This window comes from Streptomyces sp. NPDC059224, assembly GCF_042754285.1.
Classification (GTDB): Bacteria; Actinomycetota; Actinomycetes; order Streptomycetales; family Streptomycetaceae; genus Streptomyces.
In genome coordinates this window covers 66,800-92,150 of sequence record NZ_JBHZAN010000038.1, presented here as the reverse complement: position 1 = coordinate 92,150, position 25,351 = coordinate 66,800, and the positions used below count along the sequence as shown (strand labels likewise).

Annotated in this window: 21 protein-coding genes; 10 read left to right on the top strand and 11 right to left on the bottom strand. The window is 71.0% G+C overall.

The features are described 5' to 3' along the window. Positions 1-76 precede the first annotated feature (76 nt). Complete coding sequence (locus tag ACFXI4_RS35125) at positions 77-1,474, bottom strand: APC family permease (RefSeq protein WP_384998806.1); 1,398 nt, start codon at positions 1,472-1,474, stop codon at positions 77-79. 349 nt (positions 1,475-1,823) lie between these two features. Between ACFXI4_RS35125 and ACFXI4_RS35120 the strand changes: the two genes are divergently transcribed. Continuing rightward, positions 1,824-2,654 carry a hypothetical protein gene (locus ACFXI4_RS35120; protein ID WP_384998803.1) on the top strand — a complete coding sequence of 277 codons (831 nt, stop codon included), beginning with the start codon at positions 1,824-1,826 and terminating at the stop codon, positions 2,652-2,654. A gap of 54 nt (positions 2,655-2,708) precedes the next feature. Here the strand turns inward: ACFXI4_RS35120 and mmsA are convergent, their stop codons facing one another. From mmsA to iolC, 5 genes are all read right to left on the bottom strand, one after another. Next, entirely contained in the window at positions 2,709-4,211 is a 1,503-nt protein-coding gene (gene mmsA / locus ACFXI4_RS35115) for a CoA-acylating methylmalonate-semialdehyde dehydrogenase (protein WP_384998800.1), read from the bottom strand. A 14-nt stretch (positions 4,212-4,225) separates the two neighbouring features. Beyond that, complete coding sequence (gene iolD, locus ACFXI4_RS35110; protein WP_384998797.1) at positions 4,226-6,103, bottom strand: 3D-(3,5/4)-trihydroxycyclohexane-1,2-dione acylhydrolase (decyclizing); 1,878 nt, start codon at positions 6,101-6,103, stop codon at positions 4,226-4,228. Continuing rightward, entirely contained in the window at positions 6,100-6,915 is an 816-nt protein-coding gene (iolB, locus tag ACFXI4_RS35105) for a 5-deoxy-glucuronate isomerase (protein WP_362723715.1), read from the bottom strand. Before iolB ends, iolD begins: the two co-directional genes overlap by 4 nt. A 7-nt stretch (positions 6,916-6,922) precedes the next feature. Continuing rightward, positions 6,923-7,801, bottom strand: a complete 879-nt coding sequence (locus ACFXI4_RS35100) for a deoxyribose-phosphate aldolase (protein WP_362723724.1) — start codon at positions 7,799-7,801, stop codon at positions 6,923-6,925. Between the two features lie 65 nt (positions 7,802-7,866). Then, positions 7,867-8,817 carry a 5-dehydro-2-deoxygluconokinase gene (gene iolC / locus ACFXI4_RS35095; RefSeq protein WP_384998793.1) on the bottom strand — a complete coding sequence of 317 codons (951 nt, stop codon included), beginning with the start codon at positions 8,815-8,817 and terminating at the stop codon, positions 7,867-7,869. Positions 8,818-9,204: 387 nt separating this feature from the next. On the opposite strand from iolC, the gene ACFXI4_RS35090 reads away from it, so the two are divergent. Next, positions 9,205-9,405 carry a MerR family transcriptional regulator gene (locus tag ACFXI4_RS35090; protein ID WP_351690851.1) on the top strand — a complete coding sequence of 67 codons (201 nt, stop codon included), beginning with the start codon at positions 9,205-9,207 and terminating at the stop codon, positions 9,403-9,405. 19 nt (positions 9,406-9,424) lie between these two features. Here the strand turns inward: ACFXI4_RS35090 and ACFXI4_RS35085 are convergent, their stop codons facing one another. Then, positions 9,425-10,468: a zinc-binding dehydrogenase gene (locus ACFXI4_RS35085; RefSeq protein WP_384998790.1), complete on the bottom strand. Its 1,044-nt coding sequence runs from the start codon at positions 10,466-10,468 to the stop codon at positions 9,425-9,427. A gap of 358 nt (positions 10,469-10,826) precedes the next feature. Between ACFXI4_RS35085 and ACFXI4_RS35080 the strand changes: the two genes are divergently transcribed. The 3 genes from ACFXI4_RS35080 to ACFXI4_RS35070 all read left to right on the top strand — a co-directional run bounded on the left by ACFXI4_RS35080 (position 10,827) and on the right by ACFXI4_RS35070 (position 14,511). Continuing rightward, positions 10,827-11,777: a PrsW family intramembrane metalloprotease gene (locus ACFXI4_RS35080; RefSeq protein ID WP_384998787.1), complete on the top strand. Its 951-nt coding sequence runs from the start codon at positions 10,827-10,829 to the stop codon at positions 11,775-11,777. A gap of 82 nt (positions 11,778-11,859) precedes the next feature. After that, positions 11,860-12,099, top strand: a complete 240-nt coding sequence (locus tag ACFXI4_RS35075) for a heavy-metal-associated domain-containing protein (protein ID WP_384998785.1) — start codon at positions 11,860-11,862, stop codon at positions 12,097-12,099. Between the two features lie 138 nt (positions 12,100-12,237). Further along, positions 12,238-14,511, top strand: coding sequence for a heavy metal translocating P-type ATPase (locus tag ACFXI4_RS35070; RefSeq protein ID WP_384998783.1), 2,274 nt, complete (start codon positions 12,238-12,240; stop codon positions 14,509-14,511). 761 nt (positions 14,512-15,272) lie between these two features. On the opposite strand, the gene ACFXI4_RS35065 is transcribed toward ACFXI4_RS35070, so the two are convergent. Together ACFXI4_RS35065 and ACFXI4_RS35060 are read right to left on the bottom strand one after the other, a co-directional pair. Further along, the gene (locus ACFXI4_RS35065; protein ID WP_362715642.1) at positions 15,273-16,562 is read right to left on the bottom strand and encodes a citrate synthase; all 1,290 of its coding nucleotides are present in this window, start codon (positions 16,560-16,562) and stop codon (positions 15,273-15,275) included. A 228-nt stretch (positions 16,563-16,790) separates the two neighbouring features. After that, positions 16,791-19,070, bottom strand: a complete 2,280-nt coding sequence (locus tag ACFXI4_RS35060) for an ATP-dependent RecD-like DNA helicase (protein ID WP_384998779.1) — start codon at positions 19,068-19,070, stop codon at positions 16,791-16,793. 246 nt (positions 19,071-19,316) lie between these two features. On the opposite strand from ACFXI4_RS35060, the gene ACFXI4_RS35055 reads away from it, so the two are divergent. After that, positions 19,317-20,510, top strand: coding sequence for a macrolide family glycosyltransferase (locus tag ACFXI4_RS35055; RefSeq protein WP_384998776.1), 1,194 nt, complete (start codon positions 19,317-19,319; stop codon positions 20,508-20,510). Here the strand turns inward: ACFXI4_RS35055 and ACFXI4_RS35050 are convergent. Continuing rightward, a complete protein-coding gene (locus ACFXI4_RS35050; protein ID WP_362715636.1) occupies positions 20,479-20,673 on the bottom strand; it encodes a DUF397 domain-containing protein in 195 nt (64 codons plus the stop codon). The genes ACFXI4_RS35055 and ACFXI4_RS35050 overlap by 32 nt on opposite strands. A gap of 7 nt (positions 20,674-20,680) precedes the next feature. Next, a complete protein-coding gene (locus ACFXI4_RS35045) occupies positions 20,681-21,520 on the bottom strand; it encodes a helix-turn-helix domain-containing protein (protein WP_384998772.1) in 840 nt (279 codons plus the stop codon). Positions 21,521-21,701: 181 nt separating this feature from the next. Here ACFXI4_RS35045 and ACFXI4_RS35040 point away from each other — a divergent pair, with 181 nt between their 5' ends. The 4 genes from ACFXI4_RS35040 to ACFXI4_RS35025 all read left to right on the top strand — a co-directional run bounded on the left by ACFXI4_RS35040 (position 21,702) and on the right by ACFXI4_RS35025 (position 25,344). Further along, a complete protein-coding gene (locus ACFXI4_RS35040) occupies positions 21,702-22,106 on the top strand; it encodes an ATP-binding protein (RefSeq protein WP_384998769.1) in 405 nt (134 codons plus the stop codon). 178 nt (positions 22,107-22,284) lie between these two features. Continuing rightward, positions 22,285-23,067, top strand: a complete 783-nt coding sequence (locus tag ACFXI4_RS35035) for a VOC family protein (protein ID WP_384998766.1) — start codon at positions 22,285-22,287, stop codon at positions 23,065-23,067. Between the two features lie 65 nt (positions 23,068-23,132). Beyond that, positions 23,133-23,990 (top strand): PhzF family phenazine biosynthesis protein, encoded by an 858-nt coding sequence (locus ACFXI4_RS35030; RefSeq protein ID WP_384998763.1) that lies wholly within the window; start codon positions 23,133-23,135, stop codon positions 23,988-23,990. 283 nt (positions 23,991-24,273) lie between these two features. Continuing rightward, positions 24,274-25,344, top strand: a complete 1,071-nt coding sequence (locus tag ACFXI4_RS35025; protein WP_384998760.1) for a LacI family DNA-binding transcriptional regulator — start codon at positions 24,274-24,276, stop codon at positions 25,342-25,344. Positions 25,345-25,351 lie beyond the last annotated feature (7 nt).

The following is a 25,351-nucleotide window of genomic DNA, read 5'->3' as shown; positions in this document are numbered from 1 at the left end:
ATTGTCCCCGCGGGCCGGTGGGGGCTGAGCGCGCGGTTCCCCGCGCGCCTTTCGGGGCGCTGCGATCGGGCCCTGTTCAGGACCGGACGTCCTCCGGGAGCGAGACCACCCAGTGGGTTTCCTTGCGGGGGCGGAGGTAGAGGGCCCAGTAGAGGGTGGCCGCCGCCGTGATGCCGCCGGTCCACAGGAGGTAGGTGGTTTCCTGCTGGGTGAGGATGTAGGCGAGGACGGCGATCAGGAGGACCGGCATCGCCGGCCACAGGGGCATCCGCCAGGCCGGGGTGTGCTTGTGGGCGCCCCGGCGGGCCAGCAGGGCGGCGACGGCGACCAGGAGGTACATGCCGGTCACCGACACGCCCGTCACGCCGTACAGGGTGTCCAGGTTGACGAAGCAGAGCAGCGCGCCGGGGACGCCGACGGCGAGGGTGGCGACCCAGGGGGAGCCGAAGCGGCCCAGGCGGGACAGCGCGCTGTTGACCGGCGCCGGCCAGGCCTTGTCGCGGGCCGAGGCGAACAGGACGCGGGAGTTCTGGATGACCATGACGATGCCCGCGTTGATGATCGCGAGGGCCACGCAGAGGCTGACGAAGGTGCCGACCGCGGAGTTGGACCAGGCGGTGACCATGGAGCTGATGTCGCCGCCGGTGAGGGCCTTGATGTCGGACGCGCCCATGGTGATCGCGGCGACCGGGACCAGGATGATCACCGTGGAGATGGCGAGGGTGGCGAGGACCGTACGGGCGACGTTGCGCCGCGGGTGCTCCAGTTCCTCGGAGAGGTAGACCGCAGTGGAGAAGCCCTGGGTGACGAAGAGGGCGATGGCCAGGCCGGAGACGACCAGCATCGCGGTGACCGTGGTGGTGTGACCCCCGGAGTCCGCGACCTGCATGGAGGTGAGGCTCCCGGCTCCGCGGTGGCTGTGCGAGAAGCCCAGCACCGCCACCACACCGGCCGCGATGACCTCCAGGACCAGGAAGATGCCGGTGATCCAGGCATTCGCCCGCAGGTCCAGCAGACCGGCCAGGGTCGCCAGGAGCATCACGCCGGCGCCGGTCATCGCGGGGTCCAGGTGGACGATCGGGGCCAGGTAGTCCGCCGTGCCCATCGCTATCACCGGGGGCACGATCATCACGACGAGGAGGGAGAGGACGAAGACCAGCCAGCCGGCCAGCCGCCCCGCCATCGTGGAGACCATCGCGTACTCGCCGCCCGCGCTCGGGATGAGGGTGCCCAGCTCCGAGTAGCAGAACGCGACGGCGATACAGAGGAGGGAGCCGATGGCGATCGTCAGGGCGGTGGCGGTGCCGAGGGACCCGAACAGGTCGGGGACGACCACGAACAGGGTCGAGGCGGGGGTCACGCAGGAGAGGGTCAGGAGGGTGCCGCCGACCACGCCGATGGAGCGCTTGAGCGTCTTGGGGCTGTCGGACACCTCGGGGAGGGCGGTCTCGACAGGGCGGAGCGTGTCGGTCATGCGGCGTTCCGATCGACTGAAGCGGCGAGGAGTTTCGGCCGGGAGCGTTATCGCCTCCGGCGGCTCGTCTCGTACGTCTCTTCGTCCGCTCCCGGTTGCGATGCATGGAACCCCGACGAAAACCATTGCGTCAATGGTTGTTGACCTACGGAATTCGTTGATCCACTCGCCGATTTCCGCGTATGCGTCGGTACGAGGCAGGCGGTTCCGCGCCGTGGTCCCGTACGAGAATCGCAGCGCGGGCGTCAAAAAAACGTGAAGACGTCCGGTATCCGGACCTGTCAGTGTGTCCCCCTAGAGTCGTCGACAACAGGGCTCACAACCGAATCACAGCAATGGGTGGGGACTCATGAAGCAGAAGTACACCGCCGCCTGGGTGGGGTTCACGGCGGCGGCGATGGTCGCGGTGTCCGCGTGCGGCTCCGGCGGCGTGAAGACGGCCACCGCGGCCGTGGACGGCGCGGACAAGATCATGTCGGTGCTGTCGCACGCGACCGACCAGACCGACCGGCTCGGCTCGGCGAAGGTCAGGATGAGCACCGCGATCGGCACGGGCACCCCGATCACGATGAACGGCACCTTCTCCTGGGGAGACGGCCTGGCGATGGACGTCCTGATGGACACCAAGGCCGCGAAGATGGAGGCGCTCCAGCACAACCCGACCATCCGGACCCTGTTCGTGGACGGCGCGTACTACTACGACGTCGACCCGCAGGCCTCCGGCCCGCTCAAGGGCAAGCAGTGGATGAAGATCGACTCGTCCGCCCTCCTCGGCGACAAGGGCGCCGAGGCCTTCAGCGGGAACAGCGCGGGCAACCCGGCGGCCACGCTGAAGTACCTCAAGTACGCGGACCACGTGAAGAACTTCGGCACGGAGACCGTCGACGGGCAGCGCGCGACCCACTACCGGGCCGTCGTCGACCAGGCGCAGATGGGGAAGTTCAAGGACGTCTACGGCAGTGACGGCCTGAGCGCGGTGACCGGCGGCGGTTCGATGACGATGAACCTGTGGCTGAACGCCAAGGACCTGCCGGTCCGCCTGAAGGAGCGGATCGGCAAGGTCACCGTGACCATGGACTTCGAGAAGTTCGGCGCCACCGCCCCGGTGAAGGCCCCGCCGGCCGCCCAGACCGCCGACCTCACCAAGACGATCGAGAACGCCCGGAAGCAGCAGGGCTGACCCCGGACGCGCCGGTGCCCCGCCGCTCCGAGGAGCGGCGGGGCACCGTCGTTCTCAGTGGTTGCGCGGGAAGCCCAGGTCGACGCCGGACGGGGCCTCGGACGGGTCCGGCCAGCGGGTCGTGACGACCTTGCCGCGGGTGTAGAAGTGCGTGCCGTCGTTGCCGTAGATGTGGTGGTCGCCGAAGAGCGAGTCCTTCCAGCCGCCGAAGCTGTGATAGCCCACGGGGACCGGGATCGGGACGTTCACACCGACCATGCCGGCCTCGATCTCCAGCTGGAAGCGGCGGGCCGCGCCGCCGTCCCGGGTGAAGATCGCGGTGCCGTTGCCGAACGGTGAGGCGTTGATGAGGGCCACACCGTCCTCGTAGGTGTCCACGCGCAGGACGCACAGGACGGGTCCGAAGATCTCGTCCTGGTAGGCCTTCGCGGTGGTGGGCACCTTGTCGAGGAGCGAGATGCCGATCCAGTGGCCGTCCTCGAAGCCCTCCACCGTGTAGCCGGTGCCGTCGAGGACCACCTCGGCGCCCTCGGCGGCGGCGCCGGAGACGTACGACGCCACCTTGTCGCGGTGGACGGCGGTGATCAGCGGGCCCATCTCGGAGGCCGGGTCGTTGCCGGGGCCGATCTTGATCTTCTCGGCGCGCTCGCGGATCCTCGCCACCAGCTCGTCGCCGATCGAGCCGACCGCGACGACGGCCGAGATGGCCATGCAGCGCTCGCCCGCCGAGCCGTAGGCGGCGGAGACGGCCGCGTCGGCCGCCGCGTCCAGGTCGGCGTCGGGAAGGACCAGCATGTGGTTCTTGGCGCCGCCGAGGGCCTGCACCCGCTTGTGGTTGGCCGAGGCGGTGGTGTGGATGTAGCGGGCGATCGGGGTCGAGCCGACGAAGGAGACGGCCTTGACGTCCGGGTGCTCCAGGAGCCGGTCCACGGCCACCTTGTCGCCGTGCACGACGTTGAAGACGCCGTCGGGCAGGCCGGCCTCGGCCAGCAGCTCGGCGATCTTGATCGAGGCGGAGGGGTCCTTCTCGGACGGCTTGAGGACGAAGGTGTTCCCGGTCGCGATGGCGATCGGGAACATCCACATCGGCACCATCGCCGGGAAGTTGAACGGCGTGATGCCCGCGACCACACCCAGCGGCTGGCGGATCGAGGAGACGTCCACGCGGCTGGCGACCTGGGTCGACAGCTCGCCCTTCAGCTGGACGTTGATACCGCAGGCGAGGTCCACGATCTCCAGGCCGCGGGCGACCTCGCCGAGCGCGTCCGAGTGCACCTTGCCGTGCTCGGCGGTGATCAGCTCGGCGATCGCGTCCCGGTTGGCGTCCAGCAGGGCGCGGAAGCGGAACAGGATCTCCGTACGCTTGGCCAGCGAGGACTGGCCCCAGGTCGCGTAGGCCTCCTTGGCGGCCTGGACAGCCGCGTCGACCTCGTCGACCGAGGCGAACGCGACCTTGGTGGTGACGGCGCCGGTCGCCGGGTCGGTGACCGGCCCGTACGTGCCCGACGCGCCTTCGACGGTCTTGCCGCCGATCCAGTGGTTGACGATCTTCGTCATGACCGGTTACTCCTTCACAGATGGCGGCGTCGGGTCGAGACGTGCCGTTCGTACAGCTCACGTGCCTTGACCGCGGAGGATCGGGTCGCGGTCGCGGCCACAGGTACATCCCACCAGGCCTGCGCGGGAGGCGGGCCCGACACAGTGTCGGCCGTTTCGGTCTCCACGTAGACACATGTGGGAGTGTCGGCGGCCCGCGCCTCGGCGAGCGCCGAGCGCAGGTCGTCGACGGTCTTGGCGCGCAGGACGCGCATGCCGAGGCTGGCCGCGTTGGCGGCCAGGTCGACGGGGAGCGGGGCGCCGGTCAGGGTGCCGTCCGCCGCGGGGAAGCGGTAGGCGGTGCCGAACCGCTCGCCGCCCACCGACTCGGAGAGTCCGCCGATGGAGGCGTAGCCGTGGTTCTGCACCAGCAGCACCTTGATGGCGATCCCCTCCTGTACGGCCGTGACGATCTCGGTCGGCATCATCAGATACGAGCCGTCGCCGACCAGCGCCCAGACGTTCCGCTCGGGCGCGGCGAGTTTCACCCCGATGGCGGCCGGGATCTCGTAGCCCATGCACGAGTAGCCGTACTCCAGGTGGTACTGGTCCCGTGACCGCGTCCGCCACATCCGGTGCAGGTCCCCGGGGAGCGAGCCGGCCGCGTTGACCAGGATGTCGCTCTCGTCGACGAGCGCGTCCAGGGCGCCGAGGACCTGCGGCTGGGTAGGCCGGACGTCCGGCTCCTCGCCCTCGTAACAGGCGTCGACGCGCTGTTCCCAGCGTTCCTTGTCCTCGGTGTACTCGGTGACGTACGAGTCGGCCACCCGGTGGTCGTGCCGGGCCAGTGCCCCGGTCAGCTCCGCGAGGCCGCCGCGGGCGTCGGCGATCAGCGGCAGGCCGGCGAGCTTGTGACCGTCCAGGGGCGCGATGTTGAGGTTGAGGAAGCGGACGTCCGGGTTCTCGAAGAGGGTGCCGGAGGCCGTGGTGAAGTCGGTGTAGCGGGTGCCGACGCCGATCACCAGGTCGGCGGTGCGGGCGAGTTCGTCGGCGGTGGCGGTGCCGGTGTGACCGACGCCGCCGACGTCCTGCGGATGGTCCCAGCGCAGCGAGCCCTTGCCGGCCTGGGTGGACGCGACCGGGATGCGGGTGGCCTCGGCGAACTCGGCGAGAACGGCTTCGGCGCGGCTGTGGTGGACGCCGCCGCCCGCGATGACCAGGGGACGGGCGGCGGCCCTGATCGCCCTGACGGCGGCGGCCAGTTCGACGGGGTCCGCACCCGGCCGCCGTACCGTCCACACCCGCTCGGCGAAGAACTCCGCGGGCCAGTCGTACGCCTCGGTCTGGACGTCCTGCGGGAGCGCGAGCGTCACGGCGCCGGTGTCGACGGGGTCGGTCAGCACCCGCATGGCGTGCAGGGCGGCCGGGATCAGCTGCTCGGGGCGGGTGACCCGGTCGAAGAACCTCGACACGGGGCGCAGCGTGTCGTTGACCGACACGTCCGCGGCGTGCGGGACTTCGAGCTGCTGGAGGACCGGGTCGGCGGGGCGGCCGGCGAAGACGTCGCCGGGCAGCAGCAGGACCGGGAGGTGGTTGATGGTGGCGAGGGCGGCGCCGGTGACCAGGTTGGTGGCGCCGGGGCCGATGGAGGTGGTGACGGCGTGCGTGGCGAGACGGTTCGACTGACGCGCGTAGCCGACGGCCGCGTGCACCATCGCCTGTTCGTTACGGCCCTGGTGGTACGGCATCTCGTCCGCGTACTCGACGAGCGCCTGGCCGAGTCCCGCCACGTTGCCGTGGCCGAAGATGCCCCAGGTGGCGCCGATCAGGCGGCGGCGCTCGCCGTCCCGTTCGGTGTACTGGGCGGCGAGGAAGCGGACGAGCGCCTGCGCGACGGTGAGCCGTATCGTCATCGATACCCCTCGGTGTGATCCGGGTGGAAGCAGATCCGCCACTCCCGCGTCTCACCCGGCCCCGCCATGACGTTCAGGTAGTACATGTCGTGCCCGGGCTGCGCGATCGACGGGCCGTGCCATCCGTCGGGAACGAGCACGGCGTCGCCGGAGCGGACCTCGGCGAGGACGTCCGTTCCGCCCTCACGGGAGGGGAATACGCGCTGATAGCCGAAACCGTTCGGTCCGTCGATCTCGAAGTAGTAGATCTCCTCCAGCTCCGACTCCTCACCGGGCCGGTACTCGTCGTGCTTGTGCGACGGGTACGAGGACCAGTTGCCGCCCGGGGTGACGACCTCCACGGCGATGAGCTTGTCGCAGTCGAACGCGTCCGCGGAGGCGAAGTTGCGCACCTGCCGGGCGGCGGTGCCACTGCCGCGGTCTTCGACGGGGACCTCCGGCGCGGGGCCGTAGCGGGCGGGGAGTCGTCGCTCGCACTTCGCTCCTGCCAGGGCGAAGCGGCCTCCCGCGCCGGAGGCGATCTGGACCTGGGTGTCCCGGGGCACGTAGACGAAGTCGGAGACTCCGGCGAACACGCTCTCCCGGCCCAGGATCTGGAACTCGGTTCCCTCTGTTCGCACCGTACAACCGCCTTGCAGCGGAAGCACGATCCACTCACTGTCCCCGGTGGTGAACAAGTGGCTTCCACCAGGCGGCAGTTCGACGATCCGGAGACTGCTGTGCGCCCAGCCGGCCCGCTTCGGGTCGACGTCGAGCACGTACTGTGCGTTCGCGGTCGAACCCTTGGTCAGGTGCAGCTCGTTCGTCGTCATCGGGGCCTCACAGCAGTCCTACGGCGGTGTCCACGGCGGCGGCCACGTCGCCGTCCGCCGGGTAGAGCAGCGAGCGGCCGACCACCAGACCGCGCACGGTGGGGAGTCGGAGGGCGCTGCGCCACTTCTCGTACGCCCCGGCTTGTTCCTCGACGGTGCCCCCGACCTCGCCTCCCAGCAGCACGGCGGGCAGCGTGGACGTCTCCATGACCTGGGCCATGTCGTCGGGGTTCTCGGTGACCGGGAGCTTCAGCCAGGTGTAGGCGGAACTCCCGCCCAGTCCCGAGGCGATGGCGATGGACCGGGTGACCGCCTCCGCGGACAGGTCGTTCCTGACCTTGCCCTCGGGGGTGCGGCTGCTGATGAACGGCTCGACGAAGACCGGCAGCCGGCGCGCGGCCATGTCGTCGATGGCGCGGGCGGTGGACTCCAGGGTGGTCAGCGAGCCCGGGTCGTCGTAGTCGATCCGCAGCAGCAGCTTGCCGGCGTCGAACCCGAGGCGCTGTATGTCCTCGGCGCGGTGGCCGGTGAACCGGTCGTCGAGTTCGAAGCGGGCGCCCTGCAGTCCGCCGCGGTTCATCGAGCCCATGACGACCTTGCCGTCCAGGACGCCGAGCAGCAACAGGTCGTCGAGGATGTCGGCGGTGGCGAGGACGCCGTCGACGCCGGGCCGGGACAGCGCCAGGCAGAGCCGCTCCAGCAGTTCCGCCCGGTTGGCCATGGCGAGCCGGTCGCCGCCCACGCCGAGGGCGCCGCGGGCCGGGTGGTCGGCGGCGACGATCATCAGCCTGCCGTCCGCGTCGAGGAGCGGCCGGCGGGTTCTTCGCGCGGCCGCCTCGGCGATGGCCTCGGGGTGGTGGGTGCGGGTGTGGACGAGGGCCGCGATGTCGACGTCCGGCCGCCTGGCGGGGGCCGCGCCGTCGTGGTGCGCGCCCGCGACCCGGCCGGCCCTCACAGCACCGCCCCGGCGGCGAGCGCGGCGGCGATCTCCTCGCCGGTCGGCATCGCGGACGAGCACTCCAGGCGGGAGGCGACGATGGCGCCGGCCGCGTTGGCGTGCCGCATGGTCTTCTCCAGGTCCCAGCCTTCGAGGAGCCCGTGGCAGAGGGAGCCGCCGAAGGCGTCACCGGCCCCGAGTCCGTTGAGGACGGTCACGGGCAGCGGCGGCACCTCGGCGCAGTCGCCGTCGCGGTGGACGGCGAGGACGCCCTTGGGTCCCTGCTTGACGACGGCGATCTCGACCCCGGCGTCGAGCAGGGCCTGCGCGGCGGCCTGCGGCTCGCGCACGCCGGTCGCCACCTCGACCTCGTCGAGGTTGCCGACGGCGACGGTGGTGTGCTTGAGGGCCTCGGCGTAGAAGGGGCGGGCCGACTCCGGGTCGCTCCAGAACATCGGGCGCCAGTCGAGGTCGAAGACGGTGGTGCCGGTCCTGGCCCGGTGGGCGAGGGCGGCGAGGGTCGCCGTACGGCTGGGTTCCTCGCTCAGACCGGTGCCGGTGACCCAGAAGATCCGGGTCTCGCGGACCGCGTCGAGGTCCAGGTCGTGGGCGTCGATCTCCAGGTCCGGGGCCTTGGGCTGCCGGTAGAAGTAGAGCGGGAAGTCGTCCGGCGGGAAGACCTCGCAGAAGGTGACCGGGGTGTTCAGTCCGGGGACCGCGGTGACCCAGCGGTCGTCCACCCCGAAGCCGCGCAGCGCCTCGTGCAGGTAGGCGCCGAAGGCGTCCTGGCCGGTGCGGCTGATGACGGCGGTGTTCCGGCCGAGGCGGGCGGCCGCCACCGCCACGTTCGTCGCCGACCCGCCGAGGAACTTGCCGAAGGACGACACCTGGGCGAGCGGGACGCCGGTCTGGAGCGGATAGAGATCCACCCCGATCCGCCCCATGGTGATCAGGTCGTACGCCATCGGTTTCCCTTCGTCACGGCTCTCCCCCGGTTTGTAGTCCTGGACAGGAGGTCGTGTCAATGGTTTGTCCGGACATTCTGACGACACCACATCGCGTACCGGCCCGGCGCGATGGTCCGGACCCCCGTCACACCGCCCCCCTCATGTCAACGCGCCCCGCCGATGACCCGGCGTGCGGCTGTGCCCCAGCCGTGTCACAAATAACCTCCTCGTGTCACACATGTCGCACCTACGCGGGTTCTCGGTCACACCAGATCCACAGCCGCTTGCCCACAGTCACTCTCCGTCGTTCACCGGGCACAGGCTTTGTGATCGCCAGCGCAGCGCCCGGCTCCCCCGACGACCGCCCCCGGTCGCCCCCGCGGTGCGCGCAGGGAGGTGCATCCCATGACCGACCGACGGCTCTGGTCCTACAAGGAGATCGCGGCGCACATCCGGGTGCAGCCCGACACCGTCCGCTCGTACCGCAAACACGGGCTGCTTCCGCCACCCGACCACGTCGAGGGCGGCAAGCCCTACTGGTACGCCGACACCGTCCGTGCCTGGGTCGCCTCCAGGCCGGGCAACAGAAACCGCAGAGAGGCCTGAGCCGTGCCCGGCGGAGCGCTCAGGCCCAGGGCTCGATGACCGTCACCCCCGACCCGGGCGCCTCGCCCATCGCCGCCAGGGCCCGCGGAGCCGCGTCCAGGGTGATCGTCGAGGTCACCAGGAGGTCGGGGCGGAGGGTGCCCGCGCGGACCAGTTCGAGCATGGCGGGGTAGGTGTGCGCCGCCATGCCGTGGCTGCCGAGGAGTTCCAGCTCCAGGGCGAGGGCACGGGCCAGGGGTACGGGGGTGGTGGCGTCCGGGGACGGCACCAGCCCCACCTGGACGTGACGGCCGCGGCGGCGCAGGGAGTTGACCGAGGCGGCGGCGGTGGGCGGTGAACCGAGGGCGTCCAGGGAGAGATGACTGCCGCCGGCGGTCAGCTCGCGGACCGCCGCCGCGGGGTCGGCGCCGTCCCCCGCGGCCACGCAGTGCGCCGCGCCGAACTCCCGGGCCAGCTCCAGGGCTCTGGGCGACACGTCGACCGCGACGACGCGCGCCCCGGCCGCCACCGCGATCATCACCGCCGACAGGCCCACGCCTCCGCAGCCGTACACCGACACCCACTCCCCCGCCGCGACCCGGCCCCGCTGCACCACCGCGCGGAACGCGGTCGCGAAGCGGCAGCCCAGGGCGGCGGCCGTGGTGTACGCCATGTCGTCCGGGATCGTCACCAGGTTCACGTCGGCGTGGTCCAGGGCCACGTAGTGGGCGAAGGAGCCCCAGTGGGTGAAGCCTGGCTGGGTCTGGCGTTCGCAGACCTGCTGGTCGCCGGCCGCGCAGGACGGGCAGCCGCCGCAGGCGCAGACGAACGGCACGGTGACCCGGTCGCCGGGGCGCGCGCCGGTCACCGCGACGCCGGCCTCCTCGACCACACCGGCGAGTTCATGGCCGGGCACGTGCGGGAGCGTGATGTCCGGGTCGTGGCCCGCCCAGCCGTGCCAGTCGCTGCGGCACAGACCAGTGGCCTCGACCCGGACCACCACGCCGTGCGGGGCCGGCCGGGGGTCTGGGACGTCCCGTACCTCGGCGGGGCCGCCGTACCGGTCGAAGACGACTGCTCGCATGGGCGGGTGCTCCTTTCGGGGACTGCGCGAAGGCTAAGCGGCACACGGCCCTCGGCACAGGACCGCGTGCCGACGCTCCCACGGCGAAGCCCCGCACCGACCCGTCCGCACACACGGCGGGACGGCCCACCACTCGGACTCCCGCACCGGACCGGCTCCCGGACCGGCCCCGCGGGGGGGTGCGGCGCCCGGTTTTCGTCGGGTCCGCGGTGCGGGGGGTGACTCCCCGCACCCTCTCCGGACTGCGACATCCGGCGCATATGCCTAGAGTGCGGGTAATCGCGTCACTCCAGTTCCACCAGCCCCGATCCGCCATGCGCCGCGCGCGCCCGCAGGAGCACCCAGGGGGACCCCCGCCGTGACCCACTCACCGTCGCCCCGTCGGCCACAGGCCCGCATCCCCCGTCCGCAGCAGCCGCCACCGCCGTACCCGCGCATCCGGACCGGCCTGTGGAAGCGCTGCCTCGGCGGCGGGCTCACCCTGTGGACCCTGACCGCGGCGGTGACGTACGCGACCAAGGACACCTCGCTGCTGCCGACCCTCGTCCTGCTCGGCGGCTTTCTGGTCCCGGTCGTCTTCGTGCTGTGGGCCTACGAGCGGCACGGCCGCGACCTGGGGGTCAGCGCGATCCTCGGCTGCTTCCTGACCGGCGGCGCGCTCGGGGTGCTGGGCGCCTCCGTGATGGAGTCCTACCTCGTCCGCCCCTCCTGGGGGATGTTCGTCTGCGTCGGCCTGATCGAGGAGGCGGCGAAGCTCGGCGCGCTGGTGTTCGTGCTGCGCCGGCTGCCCGGGATCCGCGGCCTGCGGGCCGGCCTGGTCCTCGGCGCCGCCGTCGGCTTCGGCTTCGCGGCCCTGGAGAGCGCCGGCTACGCCTTCGACGCGGCGGTCTCCACCACGGGCATCGACCTGCGGGCACTGATCGAGACGGAGATCCTGCGCGGAGTACTGGCCCCCTTCGGGCACGGCCTGTGGACGGCCGTCGCGGGCGGGGTCCTGCTGTCGTACCGCCGCCCGAACGGGCGCTTCCGCCTCCCCCTCCCGGTCGCGGGCACCTACCTGGGCGTGGCCCTGCTGCACGCCCTGTGGGACTCCACGCACGGCATCGCGATCTGGCTGGTGGCACAGCTGGCGGGCACCGGACTGGCCCGGCAGCTGTTCGCCGCCGGGTACGTCCCGCGCCCCACCACCGCACAGCAGCACCTCTTCACCCTGTTCTCCGTCGGTCTGCTGGTCCTCGTCTCGCTGCTCGGCGTCGCCTGGGTGACCTCGCTGGCGCGCCGGGACCCCTCTTGGAGAAATACCCCCTAGGGGTATAGTGTGAAAACAGTGGGGTTCCCTCGCGGGCCCCACCGGCCCCACCGGCCCCACGCGCCTCGACGAGGAGAACGACATGACCGCCCAGACCGACACCCCGGGTTCCGTGACCGCCGTCTACCAGGTGACCGGCATGAGCTGCGGACACTGCGAGGGCTCCGTCTCCGCCGAGCTCTCCGGACTGCCCGGCGTCAGTTCGGTGAAGGCGGTCGCGTCCAGCGGCGAGGTCACGGTCGTCTCCGCCGCCCCGCTCGACGAGGAGGCGGTCCGCGCCGCCGTCGACGAGGCGGGCTTCGAACTCGTCGGCCGCATCTGACATCGAGGCCACGGCGGGCGGTACCCGCAGGACGAGCAACACCCGCAGTACGTACGAGGAAGACGTATCCCCCGCCGGGCCGTGCCGACCAGCTGATACTGGATCCGTACGGTCCGGTCCGTCGTCTGGAGTCCGGACATGACCAGCACCACCACAGCACAGACCCGGATAGCCGAGCCGCTCCCCGGCCCCGAGGCCGAGGTCGAGCTTCTCATCGGCGGGATGACCTGCGCCTCCTGCGCGGCCCGGGTCGAGAAGAAGCTCAACCGGATGGACGGCGTCACGGCCACCGTGAACTACGCGACCGAGAAGGCGAAGGTGACATACCCCGGGGGGGTCCAGGTCGCCGATCTGATCGCCGTGGTCGAGAGGACCGGGTACACCGCCGAGGAGCCCGCGCCGCCGGAGCCGGAACAGGAACCGCGGGAGGGCCCCGAGCGGGATCCCGAACTCGCCGCCCTCCGCCGGCGCCTGCTCGTCTGCGCCCTGCTGGCGGCGCCGGTGGTGCTGCTCGCCATGGTCCCGGCGTGGCAGTTCGACAACTGGCAGTGGCTGTCCCTGACCCTCGCCGCTCCGGTGGTCGTCTGGGGAGGCCTGCCGTTCCACCGGGCCGCCTGGACCAACGCCCGGCACGGCGCGGCCACCATGGACACCCTGGTCTCGGTCGGCACGCTGGCCGCGTTCGGCTGGTCGCTGTGGGCGCTGTTCCTCGGTGAGGCGGGCATGGCCGGCATGCACGACGAGTTCCGGTTCACCGTCTCCCGTACGGACGGCGGCATGGGGGGCGCCTCCTCGATCTACCTGGAGGTCGCCTCCGGCGTCGTCGCGCTGATCCTGCTCGGCCGCTATCTGGAGGCCCGCTCCAAGCGGCGCGCGGGGGCGGCCCTGCGGGCGCTGATGGAGCTGGGCGCCAAGGACGTGGCGGTGCTGCGGGCCGGGCGCGAGGTGCGGGTCCCGGTGGCGTCGCTGACGGTCGGCGACCGGTTCGTCGTACGGCCCGGGGAGAAGATCGCGACCGACGGGACCGTGGTCGAGGGCGCCTCGGCGGTGGACGCGTCGATGCTGACCGGCGAGTCGGTGCCGGTGGACGTCACCGTGGGCGACACCGTCACCGGGGCGACCGTCAACGCGGGCGGGCGGCTGGTCGTGGAGGCCGGCCGGGTCGGGGCCGACACCCAGCTCGCCCGGATGGCGCGGCTGGTGGAGGACGCACAGAACGGCAAGGCAGAGGTGCAGCGGCTCGCCGACCGGATCTCCGCCGTCTTCGTGCCCGTCGTCATCGCGATCGCGCTCGGCACCTTCGCGGTCTGGCTCGGTGTCACCGGTGACACCGCGGCCGCCTTCACGGCCGCGGTCGCCGTGCTGATCATCGCCTGTCCGTGCGCCCTGGGCCTGGCCACGCCGACGGCCCTGATGGTCGGCACCGGGCGGGGCGCGCAGCTCGGCATCCTCATCAAGGGCCCGGAGGTGCTGGAGTCCACGCACCGGGTCGACACCGTCGTGCTGGACAAGACCGGGACGGTGACCACCGGGCGGATGAGCCTGCAGGAGGTGTACGTCGCCGACGGCGCCGACATGGACGAGGTGCTGCGGCTCGCGGGCGCCCTCGAACACGCCTCGGAGCATCCGGTGGCACGGGCGATCGCCGCGGGGGCCGAGGAGCGGGTAGGGGCCCTGCCGGCGGCCGCACACTTCGAGAACGTCCCCGGACGGGGCGTACGCGGACGCGTGGACGGCCGCGAGGTGGCCGTGGGGCGCCTCTTCGACGCCGTACCGCAGGAGTTGGCCGCCGCCCTCTCCCGGGCCGAGGAGGAGGGCCGTACGGCCGTCCTGGCCGGCTGGGACGGCCGGGCCCGCGCCGTCCTCGCCGTCGCGGACACGGTCAAGGAGTCCAGCGCCGAGGCGGTGCGCGAACTGCGCGCCCTCGGGCTGACGCCGGTGCTGCTGACCGGGGACAGCCGGACGGTGGCCGAGTCGGTCGCCCGGGCGGTCGGCATCGACTCCCGGGACGTGATCGCCGAGGTGCTGCCCGAGGAGAAGGTCGACGTCGTACGACGGCTGCGGCGTGAGGGGCGCACGGTCGCCATGGTCGGTGACGGCGTCAACGACGCGGCCGCGCTGGCCGCCGCCGACCTGGGGCTCGCGATGGGCACGGGGACGGACGCGGCGATCGAGGCCGGCGACCTGACCCTGGTCCGCGGCGACCTGCGGGTGGCGGCGGACGCCATCCGGCTCTCCCGGCGGACCCTCGCCACCATCAAGGGCAACCTCGTGTGGGCCTTCGGCTACAACGTGGCCGCGCTCCCGCTGGCCGCCGCCGGACTGCTCAATCCGATGATCGCGGGGGCCGCGATGGCCTTCTCGTCCGTGTTCGTGGTGACCAACAGCCTGCGGCTGCGCACCTTCCGCTGAAAGTTACCGCCGGTTCGCGGCAGCGGATGCGGAAGTCCCCCTGGAGTCCGACGCGCACCTCACATAAGCTCTTCACAAGGCTCGCGCATCATCCTTACGCTTGAGCCCCGATCGCCGTATCGGGGCTCTTGCGCATCTAACGGACATATGCAAGAGACGCAGATCACAGTGATGCGAACGTAACCATCGAAGGGGTTCGAAGGTCTAAGTTGGCGATGTCAGACCAGCGTCTTGGGGGGCGCTGACCTGGCATCTGGGGATGTCTTGGGGGACTTCCTCAGAGATGCGTTGCCGGGACACGTACGACGGGAAGCTTTGAGCGGCCCTCCCGTGCGGTACGCGTCCCGGCAGATCGCACCGCATCACTGGAGCACGAGCACAACAGCAGTACGCAGCAGTACGGCGAGTTCTGCTCGTTGTGCTCAAAGCAGCGAATTCAGGCGCTGCCGCACCGAGCGCCCGGCCGGATCCCGTGGGGGGAATCCGCACCGGGACACGGGAAGGCGCCCTGGTCGCCGGCCCGTGGGGGGACCGGCGCTCCAGGGCGCCTTCTGCTGTGCGCGTTCTTCAGGTTCCTTCGCCGGGTTCCGTCGCCTCCGGGGCGCCGCAGCCGGTGTCCAGAACACGACCGTGCCGGACCCTTCGGGCCTCCGCTCGGTCGCGCCCTCGACACCGACGCGCCCCTTCGGTTCAGTCGCCCCGGGCCCGCCTCGGTGGCCGTGACCACCCGGCGGCGTCGAAGCCGACGGCGCCCGAAGAGGTCAGCGCTCCTCGACCGGCACGAAGTCGCGCTCGACGACGCCCGTGTAGATCTGGCGGGGGCGGCCGATGCGGGAACCCGGCTCCTTGATCATTTCCTGCCACTGGGCGATCCAGCCCGGCAGCCGGCCGAGGGCGAACAGGACCGTGAACATCTCGGTCGGGAAGCCCATGGCGCGGTAGATCAGGCCGGTGTAGAAGTCGACGTTCGGGTAGAGGCTGCGCGAGACGAAGTAGTCGTCGGAGAGCGCGTGCTCCTCCAGCTTCAGGGCGATGTCCAGCAGCTCGTCGGACTTGCCGAGGGCGGAGAGGACATCGTGGGCGGCGGCCTTGATGATCTTGGCGCGCGGGTCGAAGTTCTTGTAGACCCGGTGGCCGAAGCCCATCAGACGGACGCCGTCCTCCTTGTTCTTCACCTTGCGGATGAAGGAGTCGACGTCACCGCCGGAGACCTGGATGCCCTCCAGCATCTCCAGCACGGACTGGTTGGCGCCACCGTGCAGGGGACCCCACAGGGCGGAGATGCCGGCCGAGATCGACGCGAACATGTTCGCCTGCGACGAGCCGACCAGGCGGACCGTCGACGTCGAACAGTTCTGCTCGTGGTCGGCGTGCAGGATCAGCAGCTTGTCCAGCGCCGAGACGACGACCGGGTCGAGCTCGTAGTCCTGCGCCGGCACCGAGAACGTCATGCGCAGGAAGTTCTCCACGTAGGAGAGGTCGTTGCGCGGGTAGACGAACGGGTGGCCGACCGACTTCTTGTACGCGTACGCGGCGATCGTCGGAAGCTTCGCGAGCAGCCGGATCGTGGAGAGATCGCGCTGCTTGGCGTCGAACGGGTTGTGGCTGTCCTGGTAGAACGTGGACAGCGCGGAGACCACCGAGGAGAGCATGGCCATCGGGTGGGCGTCCCGGGGGAAGCCCCGGTAGAAGTTCTTGACGTCCTCGTGCAGCAGGGTGTGCCGCGTGATCTCGTTCTTGAACGTGGTGAGCTCGTCCACCGTCGGCAGCTCACCGTTGATCAGCAGGTAGGCCACCTCCAGGAAAGTGGAGCGCTCGGCCAGCTGCTCGATGGGGTAGCCGCGGTACCGGAGGATGCCCGCCTCGCCGTCGAGGTAGGTGACGGCGGATTTGTATGCGGCGGTGTTGCCGTATCCGCTGTCCAGGGTCACCAGACCGGTCTGGGCGCGGAGCTTCCCGATGTCGAAGCCCTTGTCGCCGACGGTGCTGTCAACCACCGGGTAGGTGTACTCGCCGTCGCCGTACCGCAGTACTACAGAGTTGTCGCTCACGTCTTCCCTCACCGACGTAGTGCCTCATCTTCGAGGTGCCCTGACTGTCTCTACCATCCCCCATTTGGCTCAGGAGAGTGCACTCGGGGTCGACCATTAGGCCCATCGACGGCACTCAGTGCCGCCAACCTGCTCATCCTGCCCCCTTGATTCCCCATCTGGAAGTGGTCTGTGACCTTCACGACTCGTTTGATCGATCATTTTTCGGGATGGCCCGCGATGTGTCGCCTATGAGCCTCCGCGAGGCTCCTGCGAACCGCCGCGGAGCCGGAAGTCCAGCGCTGTACAACGCCGGCCCGCCGACACCGTGCGCACCGCCTGACCGATGGCCTTGCGTGAACCGACGAGGACGACCAGGCGCCTGGCCCGGGTGACCGCGGTGTACAGGAGGTTCCGTTGGAGCATCATCCAGGCGCCGGTGGTGACCGGGATCACCACCGCGGGATATTCACTTCCCTGTGAGCGGTGGATGGTCACCGCGTACGCGTGGGCCAGTTCGTCCAGTTCGTCGAACTCGTACGAAACCTCCTCGTCCTCGTCGGTCAGCACCGTCAGGCGCTGGTCGACCGGGTCGAGCGAGGTGACCACGCCCACGGTGCCGTTGAAGACACCGTTCTTGCCCTTCTCGTAATTGTTGCGAATCTGGGTGACCTTGTCGCCGACCCGGAAGACCCGCCCGCCGAACCGCTTCTCGGCGAGGTCGGGCCGCCCGGGCGTGACGGCCTGCTGCAACAGGGCGTTGAGCGCGCCGGCGCCCGCCGGCCCCCGGTGCATGGGCGCGAGCACCTGCACGTCCCGCCGCGGATCGAGCCCGAACTTCGCCGGGATGCGGCGGGCGGCCACGTCGACGGTGAGTCTGCCCGCCTCCTCCGTCTCGTCCTCCACGAACAGGAAGAAGTCCTTCATGCCGTCGGTGACGGGTTGCTGCCCCGCGTTGATCCGGTGCGCGTTGGTCACCACCCCGGACTGCTGGGCCTGCCGGAAGACGCGGGTGAGCCGGACTGCGGGCAGCGGGCTGTCCTCGGCGAGCAGGTCCCGGAGCACCTCTCCCGCCCCGACGCTGGGCAGTTGGTCGACGTCCCCGACGAACAGCAGGTGCGCACCGGGCGGTACGGCCTTCACCAGTTTGTTGGCCAGGAGCAGATCCAGCATCGACGCCTCGTCCACCACCACCAGGTCGGCGTCCAGCGGGCGGTCCCGGTCGTAGGCCGCGTCGCCGCCGGGCTTCAGCTCCAGCAGGCGGTGCACGGTCGAGGCGTCCGCGCCGGTCAGCTCGGCGAGCCGTTTGGCGGCACGGCCGGTGGGCGCGGCGAGCACCACCTTGGCCCGCCTGGCCCGTGCCAGCTCCACGATCGACCTGACGGTGAACGACTTGCCGCAGCCGGGCCCGCCGGTGAGCACCGCGACCTTCTCGGTCAGCGCCAGCCTGACGGCGGCCTCCTGCTCGGGGGCGAGGTCGACGCCGGTGCGGTCCTTCAGCCAGGCGAGCGCCTTGTCCCAGGCGACGTTCCGGAACGAGGGCATCCGGTCCTCGCCGGTGCGCAGCAGCCGCAACAGCTGGGAGGCGAGGGCCACTTCGGCCCGGTGGAAGGGCACGAGATAGACGGCGGTGACGGGTTCGGCGCCGGGCCCTGGCCCGGGCAGCCTCTCCCGTACGACGCCCGGGTCCTCCCCGTCCTCGGGCGGCGCGGCCAGCTCGGCGAGGCAGTCGATGACGAGCCCGGTGTCGACCTGGAGCAGCTTGACCGCGTCGGCGATCAGCCGCTCCTCGGGCAGGTAGCAATGCCCCTGGTCGGCGGACTGGGACAGGGCGTACTGCAGTCCCGCCTTCACCCGCTCCGGGCTGTCGTGGGGGATCCCGACGGACTGGGCGATCTTGTCGGCGGTCAGGAATCCGATGCCCCAGACGTCGGCGGCGAGCCGGTAGGGCTGGTTCCTCACCACGGAGATCGAGGCGTCGCCGTACTTCTTGTAGATCCGCACGGCGATGGACGTGGACACCTCGACGGTCTGCAGGAAGAGCATGACCTCCTTGATCGCCTTCTGCTCCTCCCAGGCGTCGGCGATCTTCCTGGTCCGCTTCGGCCCGAGCCCCGGCACCTCGACGAGCCGCTTCGGCTCCTCCTCGATGATCCTGAGGGTGTCCACCCCGAAGTGCTGGGTGATCCGGTCGGCGAACACCGGCCCGATCCCCTTGACCAGTCCGGACCCCAGATAGCGCCGGATGCCCTGGACGGTGGCCGGCAGCACGGTCGTGTAGTTCTCGACGGTGAACTGCTTGCCGTACTGGGGATGCGACCCCCAGCGGCCCTCCATCCGCAGCGACTCCCCCACCTGCGCGCCGAGCAGCGCGCCGACGACGGTCAGGAGATCACCGGCGCCTCTGCCGGTGTCGACACGGGCGACCGTGTACCCGTTCTCCTCGTTGGCGTAGGTGATCCGTTCGAGCACGCCTTCGACGGTGGCGAGTCGTCGTTCGCCGGTGGGAGTCCCCGTCTGCTGAGCCATGACCCGACGGTACCGGTGAGGACCGACAGCGATCACGGCCCTGTCCACAGGGCCCGCGCCGGGGCCGCCGAACCGAAAACGGGGTGCCCGCGGGCGCGGCCGTGGTTAGGGTCGCGGACATGCAGTTCCTTCAGATCTACGGCTGACGCCGACCACCTGCGCGCGCTCGCCGACGTCCACGGACGCCCGGCAAGCGCCGGTTCGGTGTGCCCTCTCATCCCCGTAGACCTGAATCGAGGAACTTCCATGCCTTCCGTGTCCCCTCGCCGTGCCCATGTCGCGATGGTCGGCATCCCCGCCGTCAGCCACGTCCTGCCGAGCCTTGAGATCATCCGCGAGCTGGTGGCCCGCGGACACCGCGTGACCTACGCCAACGACCCGGCGGTGGCCCACCTGATCGCGCCCACCGGCGCCGAACCGGTGCCCTGTGCCTCGGTGCTGCCGGTCGCCGACAACAACTGGCCGGACGACCCGATCGCCGCGATGGGCCTCTTCCTCGACGACGCCGTCCAGGCACTCCCCCGCCTGCACGCCGTCTACGACGACGACCCGGCGGACCTGTACCTGTACGACATCGGCGCGTACGCAGCCCGCGCCCTCGCCGAATCGCAGGGCCGGCCGCTGATGCAGCTGTCGCCGACGTTCGTGGGCTGGGACGGCTACGAGCAGGACGTGGCCGTGCATCTGCGGCGGCTGCCGGGCGCCGACGCCTACCGGGCGAGGTTCGCCCAGTGGCTCGCGACGTGCGGGGCGGTCACGACCGACGTGGACGCCTTCTCCGGCCCGCCCTCCCGCGCCCTGGCCCTCATCACCCGGGCGATGCAGCCGCATGCCGACCGGGTCGACACGGACACGGTGACCTTCGTCGGCCCCTGTTTCGACGTCTCCGCGGACGCGGACGCCTGGACGCCCCCGGCCGGGGCGGAGAAGGTGCTGCTGATCTCCCTGGGCTCGGCCTACACCCGCCGGCCCGAGTTCTACCGCCAGTGCGTCGCCGCCTTCGGCGACCTGCCCGGCTGGCACGTGGTCCTCGCCGTCGGCAAGTACACCGACCCGGGCGAACTCGGCGAGATCCCCGCCAACGTCGAGGTGCACGGCTGGGTTCCGCAGCGGGCGGTCCTGGAGCGGGCCGACGCCTTCGTCACCCACGCGGGGATGGGCGGCTGCGGCGAGGGCCTGCTCGCGGGCGTCCCGATGATCGCCGTACCGCAGGCCGCGGACCAGTTCATGAACGCCGACCGGCTGGTGGAGCTGGGTGTGGCCCGCCGCATCGACACGGCGGACGCCACGGCGGAGGCGCTGCGCCCGGCGCTGACCGAGCTGACGACGGACCCGCAGGTCGCCGCCCGCTCGGCACGGTTGCGGGCGGCGGCCAGGGCGGAGGGGGGTACGCGGCGGGCCGCGGACCTCATCGAGGAGATGCTGGCCGGGAGGCCCTGAGAGCGTCGAGGAAGGTGCTGAAGGCCCCGGCCGGGAAGGTGAGGACGGCCCTGGCCGGGGCCTTTGAGTCGCGGACGGCTGTGTGGGTGGGGGTGGTGGCTATTTCTACGCAGTTGTTGCCGTCGCCCTCGCCGGAGTAGGACGACTTCCGCCAGTTGTCCATGTTGGCCTCACAGCTCTTTCAGTAGCCGGTTGATGAAGTCGCCCGAGCGATCAGGTTCGAGCGACACGTCCTCCACTTTATGGAAGCGTGTTCGATAGGTATTGAGCTGAGCCTCGGAATCAAGGAAGACCGAGCCATGGGGAGCGTCGCGCGAAACCGTGTCCAGCTTGGGCACAGGCCCGCCCACGTACGTCATCGTGCTCGATGCCATGGCGAAGCCGTCCAGATCGAAGGGGATGACCCGCAAGGTGATGCGGCCCGTTTCGGACAGCTCCAGGAGTCGGATGAGTTGAGCCTGCGAGGCGGCACGGTCACCGACTCGCATGCGCAGCGCGGACTCGTGGATCACGATCTCGTGCGGGAAGTCGACCTCGGCCTGACGCTTCATCCGGTGGCTGACCCGCAACTCAAGCTCATCCGGGGTCAGTTCCGGGAGCCGGGAGGAGAAGACCGCGCGAGCGTACTCCTCCGTCTGGAGCAGGCCCGGCACGTACAGGATGGCCACATCCCTCTGGAACGCGGCATGGTGATCGAGTTCGGACAGGTCCATGAACGAGGTGGGCAGCAGGCCTCGGTATTCCTCCCACCACCCCTGCGTACGTTCCGTGGCCATCTTGACCATCGCCTCGATGAACTCCTGGTCCACGCAGGCGTAATGAGACGCCAGCCGGCGCAACCGCTCCTCGCTCACGCCTGTGAGCCCCAGCTCGATGTGGCTGATCTGGACCCTGTTCGCACCGAGCAGGGCTGCCGCCTGTGCGCCGGTCAGGCCAGCAGCCTCACGGAGCCTGCGCAACTCGACGCCCAGGCGTACCTGACGTGCTGTCGGCTCACGCCGCTGGACCATGGATGGCTCTCCTCTTTCGTGTGGCGGAACGCCCGATCAGCTTGCCACGGGTAATACGTTACCCCTACCTTCGGTGACGCACCGCTCACGCAGCGGAAGTGCACCGCGTCGCCCTGCCATGGCGGCCGCGGCAACGCCACCGCTCGGCAAAGCCCCCCACCGCCAACGGAGTTGATGACGCATGCCCGATGTCTGGGAGTACACGCTCACCATCCCCAACGATCTCCGTGCCGTCACCGTCAGCCGGCACACACTCAGACTGATCCTCACCGCACACGGGCTGACACGGCTCCTCGACGTCGCCGAACTCCTCGCCACCGAGCTGGTCTGCAACGCCGTACGGCACACGAAGGGGCCCGCGGCCCTACGGGTGCGGTGGTCGCCTCCCGGAACACTCCGCCTCGGCGCATGGGACGCGGACCCCGAACCGCCCGAGCCTCCCGTGCCGTTGGAGGGCCTCGGGGAGGCCGAGGAGGGGCGGGGGCTGGCCCTGGTACGAGCCTGTTCGGACCTGTGGGGCTGGCAGCCGCTGTCGAGATACGGCAACCGGGGGAAGTACGTGTGGTGCGAGCTGGCCGCCGCGTAGGCGTCAGGGCGACTCGGAGGACGAGGTCACACAGGGTCCGGGCCGGGAGCCCCGGTACGGCCGCCGCATGCGGTCGGGTGTGCCGACCGTAAAGCCCGGGCCGTTCCGGTGGCGGGAACCCCCGTGGGCGGTGAAGGTGGGCGGCGGGGAAATTTTTCGCGCGCAGGGAGAACCTGAGATGCCCGAGATCACCACTCCGTACGCGACCGGCACCCCGTGCTGGGTCGATCTGATGGCGCAGGACCAGCAGGCCGCGCTGGACTTCTACCGGGACCTGTTCGGCTGGCAGGGCGAGATCGGCCCGGGTGAGTTCGGCGGGTACGCGGTCTGCACGCTGCGCGGCAAGCCGGTGGCCGGCATCGGTCCCGCCATGGCGCCCGAGGGGCAGCCGGACCCGCCGACCGTCTGGACCACCTACCTGGCCAGCACCGACGCGCAGGCCACGCAGGACGCGATCGTCTCGGCGGGCGGCACCCTGCTGGCCCCGGTGATGGACGTCGGCGGGCTCGGCCGGATGCTGATCTCCGCCGACCCGCAGGGCGCGGTGTTCGGGGTGTGGCAGCCGGGCGAGTTCCACGGCGCCGGCCTGGTCAACGAGCCGGGCGCGCTGATCTGGAACGAGCTGAACACCAGCGACGTACTCGGCGCCACAGGCTTCTACGGCGAGTCCTTCGGCATCGAGATCCAGCCGATGGAGGGCGCCGAGGGGACCTACTGGTCGCTGAACGTCGGCGGCAAGGGCGTCGGCGGCGCCACCCAGCTGGGGGACGACCGGCCCGGTGTCCCGCCGCACTGGCTGACGTACTTCGCCGTGGACGACGTCGACTCGACCGTGGACGCACTGGTCAAGCGGAACGGAACGGTGCTGGCACCGCCGTTCGAGATGATGGCGGGCCGGATGTCGGTGGTCGCCGATCCGCAGGGCGCGACCTTCGCGGTCTTCAAGCCGAAGCCGATGTGACACACCGTCGGTGACGCGACGGGAACGCGCGGAATAGGCCTGCGACAGCTTCGTGTTGCGCGGTCATGACGACGAATGCGCCGCGCCCCGACGTCCTGCGGTACACCGCCTTCTCCTCCCGCCCCGAGGGGGGCAACCCCGCGGGTGTCGTGCTGGACGCCCGTGGCCTGGACGACGAGGGCATGCTGGCGATCGCCGCGGGCCTCGGGTACTCGGAGTCCGCGTTCCTGACCCCGTCCGCGCGGGAACGGTCTTACGCCATCCGGTACTTCAGCCCCAAGGCCGAGGTGCCGTTCTGCGGGCACGCCACCGTGGCGAGCGCCATCGCGCTCGCCGAGCGGATCGGCCCCGGCGAGCTGGTGTTCGCGACCCCCGCCGGGACCGTGCCGGTGACGGTGACCGAGGCGGGCGGCGCACTGACGGCCACCCTCACCAGCGTCGAGCCGCACGTCGGGGAGATCGCCGGCGCCGACCTCGCCGAGGCGCTCGACGCGCTCGGCTGGCCGGTCGCCGATCTCGACCCGGCGTTCCCGCCCCGGATCGCGTTCGCCGGTGCCCGCCATCTCGTGCTCGCGGCGGCGACCCGGGCGCGCCTCGCGGATCTCGCGTACGACTTCGCGCGCCTCGAAGCCCTGATGCACCGCCTGGACCTGACCACGGTGCAGTTGGTGTGGCGGGAGTCGGCCGCCGTCTTCCACGTCCGCGACCCGTTCCCCGTCGGCGGCGTGGTCGAGGACCCGGCGACCGGTGCCGCGGCCGCCGCGTTCGGCGCCTACGCCCGTGAGCTGGGACTGGTCCCCGAGGACGGCGTCCTCACCCTGCACCAGGGGCAGGATCTGGGCCGCCCCGGCGAACTCACGGTGACGCTGTTCGCGGGCGACCCGCGCGTCCGCGTCAGCGGCACGGGGACACGCATCGGCTGACGGGCCCCACCGGATCGCCGCGGCACCGCATCGCCGCGGGCCGGTGGGGGCTGGTCGCGCAGTTCCCCGCGCCCCTTTCGCGCGCTTCACCGCAGCGTCCCGAAGGGGCGCCGGGAACTGCGCGAGCAGCCCCGACGCACCCGCGGCCGGCCACGCGCCAGGGTCACGATTCGGTTTCGGCCGTCCCGCACCTCTTGCCCAGCCATCGTGTAATCGATTCCAATCCTCTCTACGCAGTTGCGTGTAATCGATTCCATGAGTTCCACGAGGAGGTGGAGCGGCGATGGCGAGTATCAAGGACGTGGCCGCCGCGGCGGGCGTTTCCGTCGCCACGGTGTCCCGTGTCCTGAACGACCATCCGTCGGTCAGCGCCGACGCCCGAACCCGTGTGCTGGCCGCCGTCGAGACGCTGGGCTACCGCCCGAACGCCGTCGCCCGTTCCCTGCGCACCGACCAGACCCGCACCCTCGGCCTGGTCATCAGTGACGTACTCAACCCGTACTTCACGGAGCTGGCCCGCTCGGTCGAGGAAGAGGCCCGCGCGCACGGCTACAGCGTGATCATCGGCAACGCCGACGAGCGCCCCGAGCTGCAGGACCATCACGTACGGACGCTGCTCGACCGCCGTATCGACGGGCTGCTCGTCTCCCCCACCGACGGCGGCTCGCCGCTGATGCTGGAGGCGGCGCGCGGCGGGACGCCGATGGTGTTCGTCGACCGGTGGATCCCGGGCGTCGACGTGCCCGTGGTCCGGGCGGACGGACAGACCGCCGTACGGGACCTCGTCGCGCACCTCTACGGGCTGGGGCACCGGCGGCTCGCGATCATCTCGGGCCCCGCGGCCACCACCACCGGCAGCGAGCGGGTGCGGGCCTTCGGGGAGGCGCTCGCCGAGTACGGCGTCCCCCTCCCCGACGCCTACATAGGCCAGGGCGACTTCCAGGCCGAGAGCGGGCGGCGGGTCACCGAGGGGTTCCTCGACCTGCCCGAGCCGCCCGAGGTCGTCTTCGCCGCCGACAACCTGATGGCGCTCGGCGCGCTCGACGCCGTACGCGCGCGTGGCCTGCGGGTGCCGGACGACATCGCGCTCGCCGCGTTCGACGACATCCGGTGGTTCGTGCACACCGATCCGCCGGTCACGGCGATCGCCCAGCCGACCGGTGAGCTGGGGCGGGCCGCCGTACGCGCGCTGATCGACCGTATCGAGGGGCGGCCTCCGCAGTCCGTCACCCTCCCCGCCCGGCTCGTCGTGGGGGGGGGGCGGGGGCGGCGCCCCCGGCCTCCACCACTACCAGACACGGCGAAGAGCGACGTCGGTCGCCCCGGCCGAATGAGAGCACTAAAGGGAGAATGATAAAAAA